Genomic DNA, 16,277 nt, shown 5'->3' on the forward strand with positions numbered 1-16,277 from the left:
TCCGGCGAGATTCCACTTGGTCCCGTACCGTCTGCGTTCCAGAGGGCCGCTCAGGGCCGCCGTGATCGGCGCCGGCGCGTTCGGCCGGCACCACGCCTCCAAATACCGCCATATCGACGGCGTCGAGCTTGTCGCCATCGCCGATCCGCATCCCGAAGTGCGCAAGACCTCGCTGGCGAACCACGGCGTGCCCGCCGTGGCCGACTGGCGCGAGCTGCTCGGCAAGGTCGATCTCGTCAGCGTCTGCACCCCGGCCCAGACCCATGCCGAGATCGTGCGCGCCTTCCTGAACGCCGGCGCCCATGTCCTGGTCGAGAAGCCCATCGCCACCTCCGTGGAGGAGGCCGACGCGCTGATCGCGCTCGCTGCCTCCACCGGCCTGGTGCTGACCGTCGGCCACCAGGAGCGTTTCGTCTTCGCCGGCACCGGCCTGCTCGACCACAAGGAAGTGCCGCTGGAGATCGCCTGCTGGCGCATGGGTCCGTGGACCGGCCGCAGCGCCGACGTTTCCGTCGTGCTCGACCTGATGATCCACGACCTCGACCTGGTGCACCAATTGGTGCCGGCCGAGGTGTTCGATGTCGAGGCCACCAGCCGCGCGCTGCACAGCCGCCTCGCCGACGAGGTGAGCGCCGACGTGACCTTCACCAACGGCACCATCGCCCATCTGGAGACCAGCCGCATCTCCGACGCCCGCCGCCGCGGCATGCGCGCCGAATATGCCGACGGCGTGATCGAGATCGACTTCGTCACCCGCAAGATCAGGAACACCACGCCGCGTCCCTTGAAGGCGCTGGAGCAGGGCGATCCGCTCGGCGAATCCGTGGCGGCTTTCGTCGCCGCGGTGCGCGACGGCGCCGCGACCTTGGTGCGTCCGGAGGAAGCCCGCCGGGCATTGGCCACCGCGCTCGCCATCGACGACGCCGCCGAGCGCGCCGAAGCCCCCCGCCGAGCCCTATGTGGCCGTCGCCGCGGCGCGCTGATTTATAGCTGATGTCATGGCCCGCGAATGCGGGCCACCCAGGTGACGCTTGCGCCGTCATTGTTTTTCCTGGGTAGAGCCCATTTGATCGGCAGCCCGTATGTTTCAACTGGGTGGCCCGCATTCGCGGGCCATGACACTTTTGGATGACGGACGCGCGCCGTTCGCCGTCTTTCGCGCCGCCGCCGCTCGCGCTAAACCTTACCCATGACAGACCGTTTCCGCATCGCGCTCGCCCAGCTCAATCCGGTCATGGGCGACATTCACGGCAACCTGAAGAAGGCCCGCGCCGCCCGCGCCGAGGCCGCCGCCGCCAAGGCCGACGTGATCCTGTTCCCAGAACTCTACATCGTCGGCTATCCGCCGGAGGACCTCGTCCTCAAGCCGGCGCTGCAATCCGACGCGATGGAAGCGATCGGGAAATTCGCCCGCGACACCGCCGATGGCGGCCCTGCAATCCTCGTGGGCTCGCCCTGGGTGGAGAACGACAAGCTTTACAATGCCTGCCTCCTGCTCGATGGCGGCGCCATCGCGGCCAAGACCTTCAAGGTCGATCTGCCGAATTACGGCGTGTTCGATGAGAAGCGCGTCTTCGTTCCCGGCCCGATGCCCGGCCCGTTCAACATCCGCGGCGTGCGCATCGGCGTGCCGATCTGCGAGGACATCTGGACGCCCGACGTCGTCGAATGCCTGTCGGAGACCGGTGCCGAGATTCTGCTGGTGCCCAACGGCTCACCGTTCGAGGCCGGCAAGGAAGACGTGCGCCTGAACCTGATCGCCGCGCGCGTCACCGAAACGAAATTGCCATTGGTCTATCTCAACCAGGTCGGCGGCCAGGACGAGCTGGTGTTCGACGGCGCCTCGCTGGTCTGCAACGCCGACCGCTCCGTCGCCTGGGCGCTGCCCGCCTGGGAAGAGAAGATCGTCGTCACCGAATGGACCCGCGGCCTCACCGGCTGGGTCTGCAAGCCCGGCGAGCGCGCCCCGTCGGAGGAGCGTTCGCGCCAAGTCTATCACGCGATGATGCTGGGCCTGCGCGACTATGTGAACAAGAACCGCTTCCCCGGCGTGGTGCTGGGCATGTCCGGCGGCATCGACAGCGCGCTCAGCGCCGCCGTCGCGGTCGATGCGCTCGGGCCCGACCGCGTGCGCTGCGTGATGCTGCCGAGCAAATACACCTCCGCCGAAAGCCTCACTGACGCCGCCGAATGCTCAGCCCTGCTCGGCGTGCATTACGACACCGTCGCCATCGAGGACGTGGTGAACGCCTTCGGCGCGGCGCTGGCGCCGACCTTCGCCGGCAAGCGCGTCGACACGACGGAGGAGAACATCCAGTCGCGCGCCCGCGGCGTGATCCTGATGGCGATCTCCAACAAGTTCGGGCCCATGGTGCTCACCACCGGCAACAAGAGCGAGATGAGCGTCGGCTACGCCACGCTCTATGGCGACATGTGCGGCGGCTACAATGTGCTGAAGGACGTCTACAAGATGGAGGTCTTCGCGCTCGCCCGCTGGCGCAACCAGGCGAGCCCGCGTGGCTGCCTGGGCCCCACCACGCGCGTCATCCCGGAACGCATCATCACCAAGCCGCCGAGCGCCGAATTGCGCGAGAACCAGAAGGACGAGGATTCGCTGCCGCCCTACGAGATTCTCGACGGCATCCTGGAATGCCTGGTCGAGCGCGAGATGACCTTCGAGGACACCTGCGCCAGGGGCTATCATCCGGCGACCGTGAAGCGGATCGAGCAGCTCCTTTACACGAGCGAATACAAACGTCGCCAGGCCCCGCCCGGCGTCAAGATCAGCGCGAGGAATTTCGGGAGAGACCGCCGCTATCCGATCACCAATGCGTTTCGGGACGCGCGGGATTGAGCCGGTGGACGCCCCCGCGAAAACCTGCTACCTCACAGCCCGCCGCGCGATTTCCGCGCCAAAGGGACGTGACGTGAGCTTTGCTCGCCACATTATCTGCTCGATTTGCGGCTGACGCCGCGACACTCCCTGTTGCCTATCCACATCGCTAAAGTGCCCCTCACCCGAAAAACGCTACGCGTTTTTCGACCTCTCCCGCAAGCGGGAGAGGTTAGCGCGACCTACCTCTCCCGCTTGCGGGAGAGGTCGAAATCGCGAAGCGATTTCGGGTGAGGGCCCGGCCCCAAATCGCTGTATGAGTAGTGCCATGACCATCCGCCTCCACAACACCCTGACCCGATCCAAGGACGTCTTCGTCCCGCAGGACCCCAAGAACGTGCGGATGTATGTCTGCGGCCCGACGGTCTACGACTTCGCCCATATCGGCAACGCGCGGCCGGCCATCGTGTTCGACGTGCTGTTCCGGCTGCTCCGCCACACTTACGGCGAAGGCCACGTGACCTATGTCCGCAACATCACGGACATCGACGACAAGATCAACGCGCGCGCCGCCGAACGCGCCGCCGCCGACAACCGCAACATCCCTATCCTTCAGGTCCTGCGCGAACTCACCGACGCGACCTACGGCATCTACCGCCAGGATGTCGCCGCGCTCGGCTGCCTGGAGCCCAGCGTCATGCCGCGCGCCACCGAATATGTCGCCCCGATGATCGCGATGGTCGAGGCGCTGATTGCCGCCGGCTATGCCTATGCCGCAGAGGGCCATGTCCTCTTTCGCGTCAAGAACAAGGCCGACTACGGCAAGCTGGCGCGCCGCAGCCTGGACGACATGCTGGCCGGCGCCCGTGTCGATGTCGCTCCGTACAAGGAAGACCCGATGGACTTCGTCTTGTGGAAGCCGTCGGACCCCGCGCAGCCCGGCTGGGACAGCCCCTGGGGCCGCGGCCGCCCGGGCTGGCACCTGGAATGCTCCGCGATGATCGAGGCCACGATGGGCGAGACCATCGACATCCATGGCGGCGGCATCGACCTGGTCTTCCCGCATCACGAGAACGAGATCGCGCAATCCGAAGGCGCGCATCACGGCCATGCGCTCGCCCGTTATTGGCTGCACAACGGCTTCTTGAATGTCGAAGGCGAGAAGATGTCGAAGAGCCTCGGCAATTTCGTCACCATCCACGAGTTGCTCGCGGACTGGCCGGGCGAGGTGCTGCGCTTCAACATGCTGCGCAGCCATTACCGCCAGCCGATGGACTGGACCGTCGCCGGCATGAACGAAAGCTGGAAGACGCTGGAGAAGTGGTACGCCGTCACCGAGCCGCTGGCCGATCCGCCGATCGGCGCCGCCTTCCTCGAAGCGCTCAGCGACGATCTCAACACGCCGCAGGCGATCGCCGAACTGCACAAGGGCAGCGACCACGAGCTGGCCGGCGGCCTCGGCCTGCTCGGCTTCTCCAATGTGCAGCTCAATCTCGCCGCGAAGAAGGCGGTCGACGACGTCGCCATCGCCGACGCCATCGAGGCCCGCAAGGCCGCCCGCGCCCGTAAGGACTTCAAGGAAAGCGACCGCATCCGCGACGAGCTTCTCGCCCAGGGCATCGTCCTCAAAGACGGCCCCACCGGCACGACGTGGGAGGTGAAGCGGTGAGCGCCAGCATCCCCTCACCCGAAAAACGCTGTGCGTTTTTCGACCTCTCCCGCAAGCGGGAGAGGTTATCGGCGTCAACCTCTCCCGCTTGCGGGAGAGGTCGAAATTCGCGGAGCGAATTTCGGGTGAGGGCGCGCGCGATCACAAACTTATCCAACAGCGCCGAAACGGGCTTATCTTCCTTGGCGGCGTCGCGCCGTTGCCGCGGGAAAGCGCCCCTCCGCGCGAGACCTCGAGAACAATTATATTGCCGAAAGTAGCATATGTATTTGGAAAGATTATATATTTTCGACACCACCCTGCGCGATGGGGCGCAGACCCAGGGCGTCGATTTCTCGGTGGAGGACAAGCGCCAGATCGCGCTCGCGCTCGACGGCCTCGGCATCGACTATGTCGAGGGCGGCTGGCCCGGCGCCAACCCGACCGACACGGCGTTCTTTGCGGAGCGTCCGCCGCTTGCGAAGGCCCGCTTCACGGCGTTCGGCATGACCAAGCGCCCCGGCCGCAGCGCCGCCAACGATCCCAGTCTCTCCGCCGTGCTGGATGCGAAGGCCGACGCGGTGTGCCTGGTCGGCAAGACCTGGGACTTCCACGTCGACGTCGCGCTCGATATTCCGCGCACGGACAATATCGACGGCATCGCCGAATCCGTCGCCGCGATCGTCGCGAAGAAGCGCGAGGCGCTGTTCGACGCCGAGCATTTCTTCGACGGCTACAAGGCCAATCCGGAGTACGCGCTCGCCTGCATCCGCGCGGCGCACGACGCCGGCGCGCGCTGGCTCGTGCTGTGCGACACCAACGGCGGCACGCTCCCCGAAGACGTCTACGAGATCGTATCGGAGGTGAAGCTCGAACTGCCCGGCGCGGCGCTCGGCATCCACGCCCACAATGACACCGAGCAGGCGGTCGCCGTCAGCCTCGCGGCGCTGCGCGGCGGCGCGCGCCAGATCCAGGGCACGCTGAACGGCCTGGGCGAACGCTGCGGCAACGCCAATCTCTGTGCCCTGCTGCCGACCCTGCTGCTGAAAGAGCCTTATGCCACGCGGTTCGAAACCGGCGTGACGACGGACCAACTCAAGCAACTCGTTCACGTCTCCCGCCTGCTCGATGAGATCCTCAACCGCGCCCCCAACCGCCACGCCGCCTATGTCGGCCCCTCGGCCTTCGCGCACAAGGGCGGGCTGCATTCCTCCGCCGTGGCGAAAGACCCGCGCACCTATGAGCACGTACCGCCGGAAACGGTCGGCAACCAGCGCAAGATCCTGGTCTCGGACCAGGCCGGCCGCTCCAACCTGCTGGCGCGGCTCTCCGAGGTCGGCATCGATCTCGACGCCAAGGACGAACGCATCTCCCGCCTCTTGGAAGACATCAAGCAGCGCGAATTCCTCGGCTATGCCTATGACGGCGCCGAAGCCTCGTTCGAGCTTCTCGCCCGCCGCGCGCTGGGCGAATTGCCCGACTATTTCGATGTCGACTCGTTCCGCGTCCTGGTCGAGCGCCGCCACAATGCGCGCGGCGAACTCGTCACGGTCTCCGAAGCGGTGGTGAAGCTGACGGTCGGCGGCGAGCCGCTGCTCACCGTCGCCGAAAGCGGCAACGGCCCGATCGACGCGCTGGACCAGGCGCTGCGCAAGGACCTCGGCAAATACTCGTCCCATCTCTCCGACCTGAAGCTGGTGGACTACAAGGTCCGCATCCTCACGAGCGGCACGGAAGCCGTGACCCGCGTGATGGTCGAAAGCGCCGACGGCAAGGGTAATCGCTGGTCCACGGTCGGTGTGTCGGAAAATCTTGTCGATGCCTCTTTCGAGGCGCTGACGGATTCGGTCCGCTACAAGCTCTTCCGCGACGGCGCCGGTGCCTAACGCGGCGCGCGGCCGAGCAGCGCCTCGAGCCGCGCCATGGCTTCGGCCGGCGTCTTCACGACGTGATAGAGGCTTCCGATGCGCGCATGCGCGAAGCCCTCGTCGATGATCTTCGCCAGCATCGGCCACAGCGGCGCGAAGAAGCCTTCCGTGTCGACGATCAGGATCGGCTTGTCGTGCACCTTGAGCTGGGAGATCGACAGCACCTCGAACAGCTCGTCCAGCGTGCCGAGTCCGCCCGGCAGCACGACGAAGGCGTCCGACGCCGCCAACATCTTCTGCTTGCGGATCTGCATGTCCGGCACGATGACGAGTTCCTCGGATTCCGGCTCCAGCGGCACCTCGATCTTCTTCAGGAAGTCCGGCAGGATGCCGACCACTTTCGCGCCCGCGTCATGCGCCGACCGTGCTACGATGCCCATCAGGCCGTTGTTCCCGCCGCCGAACACCACCGACCAGCCGCGCCCGCCGATCCCGCTGCCAAGCTCCCGCGCGGCGGCCGCGTAAGCCGGCTTGACGCCCGGCGAGGAGCCGCAGAAAACGCAGATGGCAGGAGTGTTGTTTTCCATGACGGTTCAAGGGTTGCACGTCCGCGCCGCAGTTCCTAAACAGATTCGGACAGAAAGGTTAGCCGTGCGCGCCGCCATCATACTGGGCATCATCGCATTGATCGCCGTCGTCGCGGGGTTCCTCGCCTTCGGCGGCGGGAACATGGGGCACTGATGACGCACCCCGCGGTCGAGGAGGGCGACGGCGCACCGTCCTTCCGTCCCTTGTGGATGCTGATGCCCTATCTGTGGCCCAAGGGGCAGCCGGAGCTGCGCCTGCGCGTCGTGGTGTCGCTCGTCTTCATGGTGCTGGCGACCGCGGCCACCAGCGTCTCGCCCTTGTTCTTCGGCGACGCGGTCGATTCGCTGACCGGGCCGGCCACGAAAATCGTTCTCGCCATCGCGCTGGCCTGGATCGGCGCCTATGTCGTGTCGCGCATCCTGATGCAGGCGCTGGCCCAGCTGCGCGACGGCATCTTCGCCAAGGTGCAGTATCACGCCATGCGCGAAGTCGCGGTCTCGACCTTCGCCCATGTCCATACGCTGTCGCTGCGGTTCCATCTGGAGCGCAAGACCGGCGGGCTGTCGCGGGTGATCGAGCGCGGCACCAAGGGCATCGACACGCTGCTGTCCTTCGCGCTGTTCAGCATCTTTCCCACTGTCCTACTGCTCGTCTTCTACACCTTCATCCTCTTGGACCGGCTCAATCTGTGGGTCGCCGTCGCCACCTTGGCGATGACGGTCGGCTATGTCTGGTTCACCTTCGCGATCACGCGCTGGCGCATCCAGTTCCGCCGCGACATGAACCAGAGCGACCAGGACGCGAACACCAAGGCCGTCGACAGCCTGCTCAATTACGAGACCGTCAAATATTTCAACAACGAAGGCCACGAGACGCGGCGCTTCGACACGTCGATGGAGAAATACGCGCGGGCCTCGATCCAGGCGCAGATCTCGCTCGCGCTGCTCAACACCGGCCAGGCCGTGATCATGGCGGTGGGGCTCGGCGTCGTGCTGTGGCTGGCCGCCATCGCCATCAAGCAGGGCCTCATCACGGTCGGAACCTTCACCGCCGCGAGCGCGATCCTCATCCAGCTCTATCAGCCGCTGAACCTGCTCGGCACCGTCTATCGCGAGATCACCCAGGCCATGGTCGACATGGAGGCGATGTTCCGCCTCCTGCACCAACCCATCGAAGTGAAGGACAAGCCGGGCGCGCCGGACGTGAAGGTCACGGGCGGCGCGATCGAATTCAAGGACGTGGTCTTTTCCTACGAACCGGCGCGCACCGTCCTCAAGGGCATCAGCTTCACCGTCCCCGCCGGCAAGACGGTCGCGGTGGTCGGCCCGTCGGGCGCCGGCAAGTCGACCATCAGCCGCATCCTCTACCGTTTCTACGACATCAAATCCGGCAGCGTGACGATCGACGGCCAGGACATCCGCGACGTGACGCAGGCCTCGCTCCGCCACGTCATCGGCATCGTTCCGCAGGACACGGTGCTGTTCAACGACACGGTCCGGTACAACATCGCCTATGGCCGCATCGGCGCGAGCGAGGCCGAAATCAAGGAGGCCGCCCGCCTCGCCCAGATCGACAAATTCATCCGCGAATTGCCGCTCGGCTACGACGCCATGGTCGGCGAGCGCGGCCTGAAACTTTCCGGCGGCGAGAAGCAGCGCGTCGCCATCGCCCGCACGATCTTGAAGAACCCGCCGATCCTCCTGCTGGACGAGGCGACCTCGGCCCTCGACACCCATACCGAACGTGAGATCCAGGGCGCGCTCTACGAAGTCTCCCGCAACCGCACCTCGCTCGTCATCGCCCATCGCCTCTCGACGGTGATCGACGCCGACGAGATCCTGGTGCTCGACCATGGCGAGATCGTCGAGCGCGGCCGCCATGACGAACTCGTCGCCCTGGGCGGCCACTACGCCTCGATGTGGAACAAGCAGAAGCAGGCCGCCGAGGCGCGCGAACTTCTCAAGGCCGTGGAGGACGATCCCGAAGTGGCGCCCGGCGTCGCCCGCGCCACGCCGGTTGCCGCGGACTGATCACTCCGCCGGCTGGGCTTCCGGCTCGGCGCCGCCGCCGCGCCAATCGCGCACCGCCTGCGCCGGCGATTTCGCCGCCGCCAGGCGCGCCCGCCGCGCCTTGAGGCGATAGGGCAGGGCGAGCATCGCCGGCACCAGGCCGAGCGTGATCATCTTGGAGAACGCCAGGCCGAACACGATCGCGGTGGAAAGCGCCACCCACATCAGCCCGTTCGGCCCGCCGATCGTCACTTCGCGGGTCGCGAAGTTGATCTCGACCGCGAACATCATCGGCAGCAACCCGCCGATGGCCGTGATCGTCGTCAGGAACACCGGACGCAGGCGCTGCGCGCTGGAGCGGATCACCGCCTCGATCGGGTCCATGCCGGAAATCGCGCAGGCGATGGAAGGTGTCGATCAGGACGATGTTGTGGTTCACCACGATGCCCGCCAGCGCCAGCATGCCGGTGCCCGACATGATGATCGAGAACGGCTGCTGCATGACCACCATGCCGAGCAGCGCGCCGATCATCGCCAGCACGACCGCCACCAGGATGAGGCCGGCGTGATAGAAGCTGTTGAACAGCGCCAAGAGCACCATCGCGATCAGGAACAAAGCGAGGAACGCCGCCTCGAGCAGGAACAGTTGGGATTCATCCTGCTGCTCGCTGCCGCCCTTGAACGCGACATGCACGTCGTGCGGGAAAGGCTGGGTCGCGATCCATTTGCGGATATCGGCGATCTCGGCATTGGCGTTGATGCCCGGCTTGACGTTGGCGCGCACGTGATAGACGCGGCGGCCGTCGACCCGCTCGATCGTGTTGACCTGCTGCGCCGGCTTCAGCGTGACGAAATTGCTGATCGGCACCATGCTGCCGTCGGCGGCGGTGACGCGCAAATCGTCCAGCGCATGGACGCCGCGCGCCTGGCTTGGATAACGCACGCGGATGTCGACCTCGTCCTGGCTGTCATCCGGGCGGTACTTGCCGACCAGGATGCCGTTGGTGACGAGCTGCACCGCGGTGCCGATCGACTGCGCGTTGGCGCCGAAGCGGCTGGCGATCGCGCGGTTGATGTCGAGGTCCCATTCGATGCCGGGCAGCGGGCGGGTGTCTTCCACGTCGCGCAGCTCCGGCATCTTGTCCATATGGCCGCGGATCGCGGCGGCCACCTGGGCGAGTTCGAGATAGTCGTCGGAACCGACATCGATCATGATGTCCTTGCCGGTCGGCGGGCCGTTGCTCGGCTCGCGCACCTCGACATGCACGCCGGGGATGTTGGCCGTCTTCTGGCGGATCTGTTCCTCGATCCATTTGCCCGGATTGCGCTCGCGGTAGTCCTTCATCTCGATGCCGAGCTGGCCGATATTGTCCACCGGCGTGCCGCCATTGCTGTTCAGATTATTGCTCTGGCCGCCCGAGGACGCATAGATCGCGCGGATGCCCGGCACGGTCTGGGCGATGTTCGAGATGCCCATGACGATGTCGCGCTTCTCCGCGGCGGAAAGATTGCCGCGCGCCGAAACGAAGACCTGGGCATAGCCCGGATCCGCGTCGGCGAAGAAGATCGAGCCCTTGTTGAACACGACGAACAGCGTGATCACGGCGATCACGATGCCGAGGGCGCCGAGCACGACGCGGCCCGGATATTTCGTCAGCCGCTCGGAGAGATGCGCGTACCAGCCGGTGATGCCCGGAATGTCGCGCCAATCGCCGGTCTCCGACGCTTCGATGGCGCGCTCATGTTCCGGATCGGGCGGCGGCGCCTTGCCGAAGATGCCGCCCAGCACGGGCAGGAAGATCAGCGCCACGACCATCGACGCCGACAGGATGACGATCAGCGTGATCGGGAAATAGCTCATGAACTTGCCGGCGACGCCCGGCCACAGCAGCATCGGCAGGAAGGCGCCGATCATGGTCGCGGTGGCGCTGACCACCGGCCAGAACATGCGCAGCGCCGCTTCGGCGAAGGCCTGCCGCGGCTTGTGGCCCTCGGTCATCTTGCGTTCGGCGTACTCGACCACGATGATCGCGCCGTCCACCAGGATGCCGACCGCCAGCAGCATGCCGAACATGATCATCATGTTGAGCGTGTAGCCGATGCCGTTCAGCACCATGAAGGCCATCAGGAACGACGTCGGGATGGCAACGCCGACCAAAAGGCCGGAGCGCAGGCCGAGCGCCGCCACCACGATGATCATGACGAGCACGATGGCGAGGATGATGGAATCCGACAGCGATCCCAGCATGTCGCGGATGTCGGTCGAATTGTCGAACAGATAGGTGACGTGCACGCCTTGCGGCCAGTTCTTGGCGGCCCGGTCGACGATCTCGCGCACCGCCAGGTTGTTGGCGATGATGTTGGAACCGATGCGCTTGGAGACGTCGAGCGAGATGGTCGGCTGGCCGTTCACCCCGCGCAAAGGTCGTGGGATCGTAGAAATTGCGCCGCACCTGCGCCACGTTCGACAGCGTGACGGTCGAATTGCCGTTCGAGCGGATCGGGAGGTTGAGCAGGTCCTCGGCATTGGCGATGACGCCGGGCACCTTGACCGCGAAGCTGCCGTGACCGGTGTCGATCAGGCCCGCCGCGATGAGCTTGTTGTTCGTGGAAACCGCGGTGAACAGCTCCTGCTGCGTCAGGCCATAGGCTTCGAGCTTCGCCGGATCGATGACGATCTCCAGCTGCTCCTTGCGCTCGCCGTCGATGTCGACGTCGAGCACGCTCGGCACCAGCTTGATCTCGTCCTTGAGGTCGCGGGCGAGCTTCAGCAGCGTGCGCTCCGGCACGTCGCCCGACAGCGCGACCGAGATGACGGGCTGCAGCGCGATGTTGAATTCGCGTACCACCGGCGGGTCGGCTTCGGCCGGCAGCAGCGAGCGCGTTTCGTCGACCTGGGCGCGGACGTCCTCCAGCGCCTTCTGCTTGTTGAAGTTGACGTCGAACTCCAGGATGATCACCGCCACGCCCGAATAGGCGCGCGCCGTGATGGTCTTGAGGCCCTCGACCGAGCGGAGCCCGGTTTCGAGGGGCTTCACAAGAAGCCGTTCGCTATCCTCCGGGCTGATGCCCGGATAGGTGACCTGAACCAGAAGGACCGGGATCGGGATGTCCGGCTGGGCTTCCTTCGGAATCTTGATGAACGCCACGACGCCGGCGATGATCACGACCAGGATCAGCGCGATGACCACGCGGGTGTTGTTGACCGCCCATTCGACTATCCTGGTCATGACGATTTTCCGCCCTTCTCGGCGACCGCCTGGACATGCTGGCCGTTATTGACGAATTCCTGGCCGACCGTGATGACGTTCACGCGCTCCGGAAGGCCCGCGACCCACATGCCGTCCGGCCCGTCGGACACCACCGACACCGGAATGAACTGCACCGTGCTCGCAATCACCGCGCGCACGCCGACCCGGCCGGAATCGTCCAGCACCAGTATGCCGGGCGAGATGTGCTGCGCCCCGGATCTTCTTGACGGCGATATGGATGTCCACGCTCACGCCGTCGCGCAGTTTCGCGTCCGGGTTGGGAAGCTGGACCTCGATCCGGAAGGCGCGCGTCATCTGATCGGCGCGGTCGGCCACGAAGGTGACGGTGCCGGTCACGGTCTCGCCGGTGACGAGATCGACCGTCGCGCGGTCGCCGAGGCTGATCTGCCCGACTTCCTGCTCCGAGACGGTGCCGACGGCGAGGAACGGCTCGGGCGCGATCACCATCTCGCACTTGTCGCCCGGGCGCATATAGTCGCCGGCATTGACATAGCGGTCGTCGACGATCCCGTCGAACGGCGCCTTGATATGGGTGTTCTCCAGGGCGACGTTCATGGTCGACAGGCCAGCCTGGGCCTGGGCATAGGCGGCCTCGGCCTGGGCGAGTTGGGTCTTGGAGCGGAAGCCTTCCTTGTACAGGTCCTGCGCGACCTGAAGCTCCTTCTGGGTCTGCGCCACCATGGCGGCTGCCTGCGCCACTTTCGCGCCGCGGTCGTTGTTCTTGATCTCGCAGAGCGTGTCGCCCTTCTTCACCCGGTCGCCCTTGTCGAAGCGGATCGCCTGGACCACGCCCTCGACTTCAGCGCGGACGTCGACTTCGTTCTTGGCCTGCGTGCGGCCGCGCACATTGATCGTCGCGTCGCGCTCGGTCGCCACCAGCGTCGCGACGCTCACGCGCGGCACGCCCGAGGTGTTGGCCGCCGCGTCGGCGTCCTTTGGCGTGGCGTGGCTGCCGAGCAGCCCGGTCGCGACCCAGATCGCGACGAGCAGCGCGATGCTGGCCGCCCATTGGTAGCGGGGTTTCAGGCGCAGCCAGAAGCCGGGCATGTACGTGTCGTACAGCCGGCTCACCGTATTTGCGATCTGGCGGAACATGAGAGGCCTGAACTCCGTTATTCGGCCGCTTGGGCCGCTTGTTGTTGTTCCTCGATCTCGGCGCGGTGCGTGGTCAGGAAGTCCAGCACCGCCGTGTAGACCGCGCGGCCGAATCCGGCCACGAATCTCTCGCCGCCCGAATGGGATGCATCGTCATGGCTGTTCAGCTGCGCCAGCTTGCGTTCGACCTGCCCGATATAGGCATCCAGCATTCCGCCGACGCGACTTTGCGGCAACAGATCGGCGAAAAGCATCGCGAACACGAAGGGCGAACGGTGCCGGTCTTCCGGCAGCGGCTTCAGCAGCGAGGCAATGAAGGCGCTGCGTCCCGCCGGCGTGATCGAATAGACCTTGCGGTCGGGACGCTTCTCCTGCGCCTCGGAGCGGACGGAGACATAGCCCTCGTCGGTCAGCCGGTTCAGCGCGGGATAGATCGACCCGAAGCTCGCCTCGACGAAATGCTGATAGCCGTCGTCCTCGAACAGCTTCTTGATCTCGTAGCCGGTGGCGTCGCCACGCGTGAGGATGCCGAGACAGATTGTGCGAACGTCCACGACGCAGGCCCCGCCGATCTATATAGGTCCGATATAGATCGCCGCTATATATGTTCGCAGGTGCAAAATTCAAGCTGACAGCGCAAATTTACCGCGCGGAACGGGATTGCGTGGCGGGCAGGCGTCGCAACTAGCTAACGAAGGCTTGCAAAAAGGTCCTAGATGACCTCGACCCGGTCGACTTCGACACCCTTCTGGCCCTGGCGGGTGGAATAGCGGATACGCTGTTCCGGCTCCAAGGCCTGGACGCCCGAGCGCCGAAGCGCGCTGGCATGGATGTAGACATCGCCGCTGCCGGAATCCGGCATCACAAAGCCGAAACCCTTCTGGTCGTTGAAGAACTTGACCTTGCCCTCGACCATCGGGCCGCTGGGACCCGCGTCGCGCTCGCGATGACCGAAGCCGCCGCCGCCTCCGCCGAACCGGTCGCCGCCGCCGCCGAAACGGTCGCCGCCGCCGAAGCGATCGCCACCGCCGAACCGGTCACCGCCGCCACCGCCAAAGCGATCGCCGCCGCCGCCGCCGAAGCGGCCACCGCCGCCACCCCTGCGTCCGCCGCCACTGTCGCCGCCGAAGTCGCGGCGCGGCCCGCGCGGTCCCCCCGCCGCCGCCACCGCCGGTATCGGCCGTGCTGGTATCCACGCTATGGACCGCGACGACCTGAAGGCCGCGTGGCGAGTCCTGAAGATCGCAGACGATCGTCGCGCCTTGTGGAAGTTCCGAGTGCCCCGCCGCCTGCAGCGCCGATGCGTGACAGAACGCATCGCCGCCGTTCTCAAGAGTAACGAAACCGTAGCCCTTGGTCGCATTGAACCACTTGACCGTGCCTTTTACGGACGCCTGCGCGAGAGAGCGCGAGCCGCCATTATCGTAGTTCGCCATGATGCCGAATGCCGTACCCCGCCGGAATGCCCAGTCGCTCGCCCGCCCACCGGCAACGGCCGGGCTCGTCCCAGCTATCATGCGCAAAACTACGGTGAATCCGCAACAGGGGTAGGGCCGTTGTGTCGATCGCCGGCGCCGGATTCTGCGGCGGGCGAAGGCTTGGCCGCGCGCTCCGGGGCACACCGCCGTGCATCTGGCCTCGCCGCCGACCCACCGAATGGAACCCGCGGCGCACCTCCGCCGGCCAAGTTTATCAAATGATGAAATCAATGAAGCGCCGGGCTCTATTGCTCTTTTTCGGCTTTTCCTTCGCCAATATTTGGCGGCATGGACCCCTGCATGCGCCGGCGCCAGGTGCAGCCGGGGCTGGTCACCGTGACGGACAATCGGCTTGCCCGCGGCACCGCCCACGATCCGGCCATGGCCGCTGGCCTTGGCGAGCGGTGGGCCGGCGCTAAACGAGGAATTCGAGCAGGATGGCGTTGACGCGCTCCGGCGCGTCGTGCGCCACCCAATGCGTCGCCTCGGGCAGGTAGGTCAGCCGCACATCGGAGCAAAGCGCCTTGCTCGCTTCGGCGAGCGCGGGCAGGACGTAGGAATCGTTCTTTCCCCAGATGATTTGCACGGGTGCCGCAATGCTCGCTGCCGGGATGGGCGCGAACCTCCGCAGGCGGATGGCCCGATACCAGTTGATCATCGCCGTCAGCGCGCCGGGCTGGCTCCAGGCCTCGCGATAGCGGGCAATTTCCGCGTTGGAGACCGGTGCTCTCGCCTCGCGCAATGCGCCCACCAGGGCGCGACAGTTGCGCGCCCGCAGGAGCGCTTCGGGAAGCCACGGGATCTGGAAGGCGCGGACATACCAACTCGCACGGCGCTGCACCGGATCCTTGTCCATCGCCTCGCGCCACACCGCCGGATGCGGACAGTTGAGCACCGCGAGCTTGCGGATCCGCTCTGGCGACCGCGTCGTCGTCCACCACGCCGCAACCGCGCCCCAGTCATGTCCGACCAGACGGAACGGCTCGCCCGTGTAATGCGCCGCCAGCGCCACGACATCGGCGGCGAGACGGTCGATGTCGTAGTTCTCGATTCCCCGCGGCTTGTCCGAAAGATTGTAGCCACGCTGGTCGGGCGCCACGACCTGATATCCGGCGTCCGCCAAGGCTCCGATCTGATGGCGCCAGCCGAACCAGAATTCCGGAAAACCGTGCAGCAGGATGACGAGCGGACCGTCCCGTGGCCCCGCCTCGGCGACGTTCAATGTAATGTCGCCGCTTGCCACGCGGCGCGTGAAGCGGATGTCGAACAGATCGGTCATCATGTGCCTCGCTGGCGCTTAGCTTGACATTAAGACCGTCTGCCGCCATATACCCGCCATCGCTTCGCGGTCGCACGCGGCGTGCATGGCACGCTCTCACCGCAAGCTTCATGAAAACTCCCGTTCGCTCCAGATGTGCGTGGAAGACGGCAACAAGCCGTTATCAGCGCGTGCATCCCGCACGTTCATGCGGTTAAGGAACATTTT

At 65.8% G+C, this 16,277-nt stretch carries 11 protein-coding genes and 2 pseudogenes; 5 read left to right on the plus strand and 8 right to left on the minus strand.

The annotated features are described in order from the left end of the window. Window positions 1–61: 61 nt before the first annotated feature. The 4 genes from WDM86_00555 (at window position 62) to cimA (ending at window position 6,367) form a co-directional block, all read left to right on the plus strand. The gene (locus WDM86_00555; protein MEI9988504.1) at window positions 62–994 is read left to right on the plus strand and encodes a Gfo/Idh/MocA family oxidoreductase; all 933 of its coding nucleotides are present in this window, start codon (window positions 62–64) and stop codon (window positions 992–994) included. Between the two features lie 195 nt (window positions 995–1,189). Beyond that, window positions 1,190–2,854 (plus strand): NAD+ synthase, encoded by a 1,665-nt coding sequence (locus tag WDM86_00560; protein MEI9988505.1) that lies wholly within the window; start codon window positions 1,190–1,192, stop codon window positions 2,852–2,854. A 307-nt stretch (window positions 2,855–3,161) separates the two neighbouring features. Further along, window positions 3,162–4,502, plus strand: coding sequence for a cysteine--tRNA ligase (gene cysS, locus WDM86_00565; protein MEI9988506.1), 1,341 nt, complete (start codon window positions 3,162–3,164; stop codon window positions 4,500–4,502). Window positions 4,503–4,765: 263 nt separating this feature from the next. After that, window positions 4,766–6,367 (plus strand): citramalate synthase, encoded by a 1,602-nt coding sequence (gene cimA, locus WDM86_00570; GenBank protein ID MEI9988507.1) that lies wholly within the window; start codon window positions 4,766–4,768, stop codon window positions 6,365–6,367. Here cimA and WDM86_00575 read toward each other — a convergent pair. Beyond that, complete coding sequence (locus WDM86_00575) at window positions 6,364–6,936, minus strand: TIGR00730 family Rossman fold protein (GenBank protein ID MEI9988508.1); 573 nt, start codon at window positions 6,934–6,936, stop codon at window positions 6,364–6,366. The genes cimA and WDM86_00575 overlap by 4 nt on opposite strands. A 153-nt stretch (window positions 6,937–7,089) precedes the next feature. Here WDM86_00575 and WDM86_00580 point away from each other — a divergent pair, with 153 nt between their 5' ends. Then, entirely contained in the window at window positions 7,090–8,967 is a 1,878-nt protein-coding gene (locus tag WDM86_00580; GenBank protein MEI9988509.1) for an ABC transporter ATP-binding protein/permease, read from the plus strand. On the opposite strand, the gene WDM86_00585 is transcribed toward WDM86_00580, so the two are convergent. The 7 genes and pseudogenes from WDM86_00585 to WDM86_00615 all read right to left on the minus strand — a co-directional run bounded on the left by WDM86_00585 (window position 8,897) and on the right by WDM86_00615 (window position 16,070). After that, window positions 8,897–11,473: an efflux RND transporter permease subunit gene (locus WDM86_00585; protein MEI9988510.1), complete on the minus strand. Its 2,577-nt coding sequence runs from the start codon at window positions 11,471–11,473 to the stop codon at window positions 8,897–8,899. The two genes, WDM86_00580 and WDM86_00585, sit on opposite strands and share 71 nt — an antisense overlap. Further along, a pseudogene (locus WDM86_00590) lies at window positions 11,376–12,176 on the minus strand (efflux RND transporter permease subunit). The gene WDM86_00585 and the pseudogene WDM86_00590 overlap by 98 nt, the downstream one beginning before the upstream one ends. A gap of 45 nt (window positions 12,177–12,221) precedes the next feature. Next, window positions 12,222–13,313 carry an efflux RND transporter periplasmic adaptor subunit gene (locus WDM86_00595; protein ID MEI9988511.1) on the minus strand — a complete coding sequence of 364 codons (1,092 nt, stop codon included), beginning with the start codon at window positions 13,311–13,313 and terminating at the stop codon, window positions 12,222–12,224. A 17-nt stretch (window positions 13,314–13,330) separates the two neighbouring features. Next, the gene (locus tag WDM86_00600; protein ID MEI9988512.1) at window positions 13,331–13,867 is read right to left on the minus strand and encodes a PadR family transcriptional regulator; all 537 of its coding nucleotides are present in this window, start codon (window positions 13,865–13,867) and stop codon (window positions 13,331–13,333) included. A gap of 158 nt (window positions 13,868–14,025) precedes the next feature. Further along, window positions 14,026–14,481: a cold shock domain-containing protein gene (locus WDM86_00605; protein ID MEI9988513.1), complete on the minus strand. Its 456-nt coding sequence runs from the start codon at window positions 14,479–14,481 to the stop codon at window positions 14,026–14,028. 34 nt (window positions 14,482–14,515) lie between these two features. Continuing rightward, window positions 14,516–14,749 (minus strand): annotated as a pseudogene (locus WDM86_00610) (cold shock domain-containing protein). Window positions 14,750–15,206: 457 nt separating this feature from the next. Further along, a complete protein-coding gene (locus WDM86_00615; protein ID MEI9988514.1) occupies window positions 15,207–16,070 on the minus strand; it encodes an alpha/beta fold hydrolase in 864 nt (287 codons plus the stop codon). Window positions 16,071–16,277: the final 207 nt, after the last annotated feature.

The sequence above is a fragment of the Rhizomicrobium sp. genome, from assembly GCA_037200045.1.
Classification (GTDB): Bacteria; Pseudomonadota; Alphaproteobacteria; order Micropepsales; family Micropepsaceae; genus Rhizomicrobium.

What these genes read in the sequence shown, in the direction of transcription:
- WDM86_00560 (MEI9988505.1), top strand. Translation starts at nt 1,190, where the DNA reads ATGACAGACCGTTTCCGCATCGCGCTCGCCCAGCTCAATCCGGTCATG.
- cysS (MEI9988506.1), top strand. Translation starts at nt 3,162, where the DNA reads ATGACCATCCGCCTCCACAACACCCTGACCCGATCCAAGGACGTCTTC.
- cimA (MEI9988507.1), top strand. Translation starts at nt 4,766, where the DNA reads ATGTATTTGGAAAGATTATATATTTTCGACACCACCCTGCGCGATGGG.
- WDM86_00575 (MEI9988508.1), bottom strand. Translation starts at nt 6,936, where the DNA reads ATGGAAAACAACACTCCTGCCATCTGCGTTTTCTGCGGCTCCTCGCCG.
- WDM86_00580 (MEI9988509.1), top strand. Translation starts at nt 7,090, where the DNA reads ATGACGCACCCCGCGGTCGAGGAGGGCGACGGCGCACCGTCCTTCCGT.
- WDM86_00585 (MEI9988510.1), bottom strand. Translation starts at nt 11,473, where the DNA reads ATGCCGAGGACCTGCTCAACCTCCCGATCCGCTCGAACGGCAATTCGA.
- WDM86_00595 (MEI9988511.1), bottom strand. Translation starts at nt 13,313, where the DNA reads ATGTTCCGCCAGATCGCAAATACGGTGAGCCGGCTGTACGACACGTAC.
- WDM86_00615 (MEI9988514.1), bottom strand. Translation starts at nt 16,070, where the DNA reads ATGACCGATCTGTTCGACATCCGCTTCACGCGCCGCGTGGCAAGCGGC.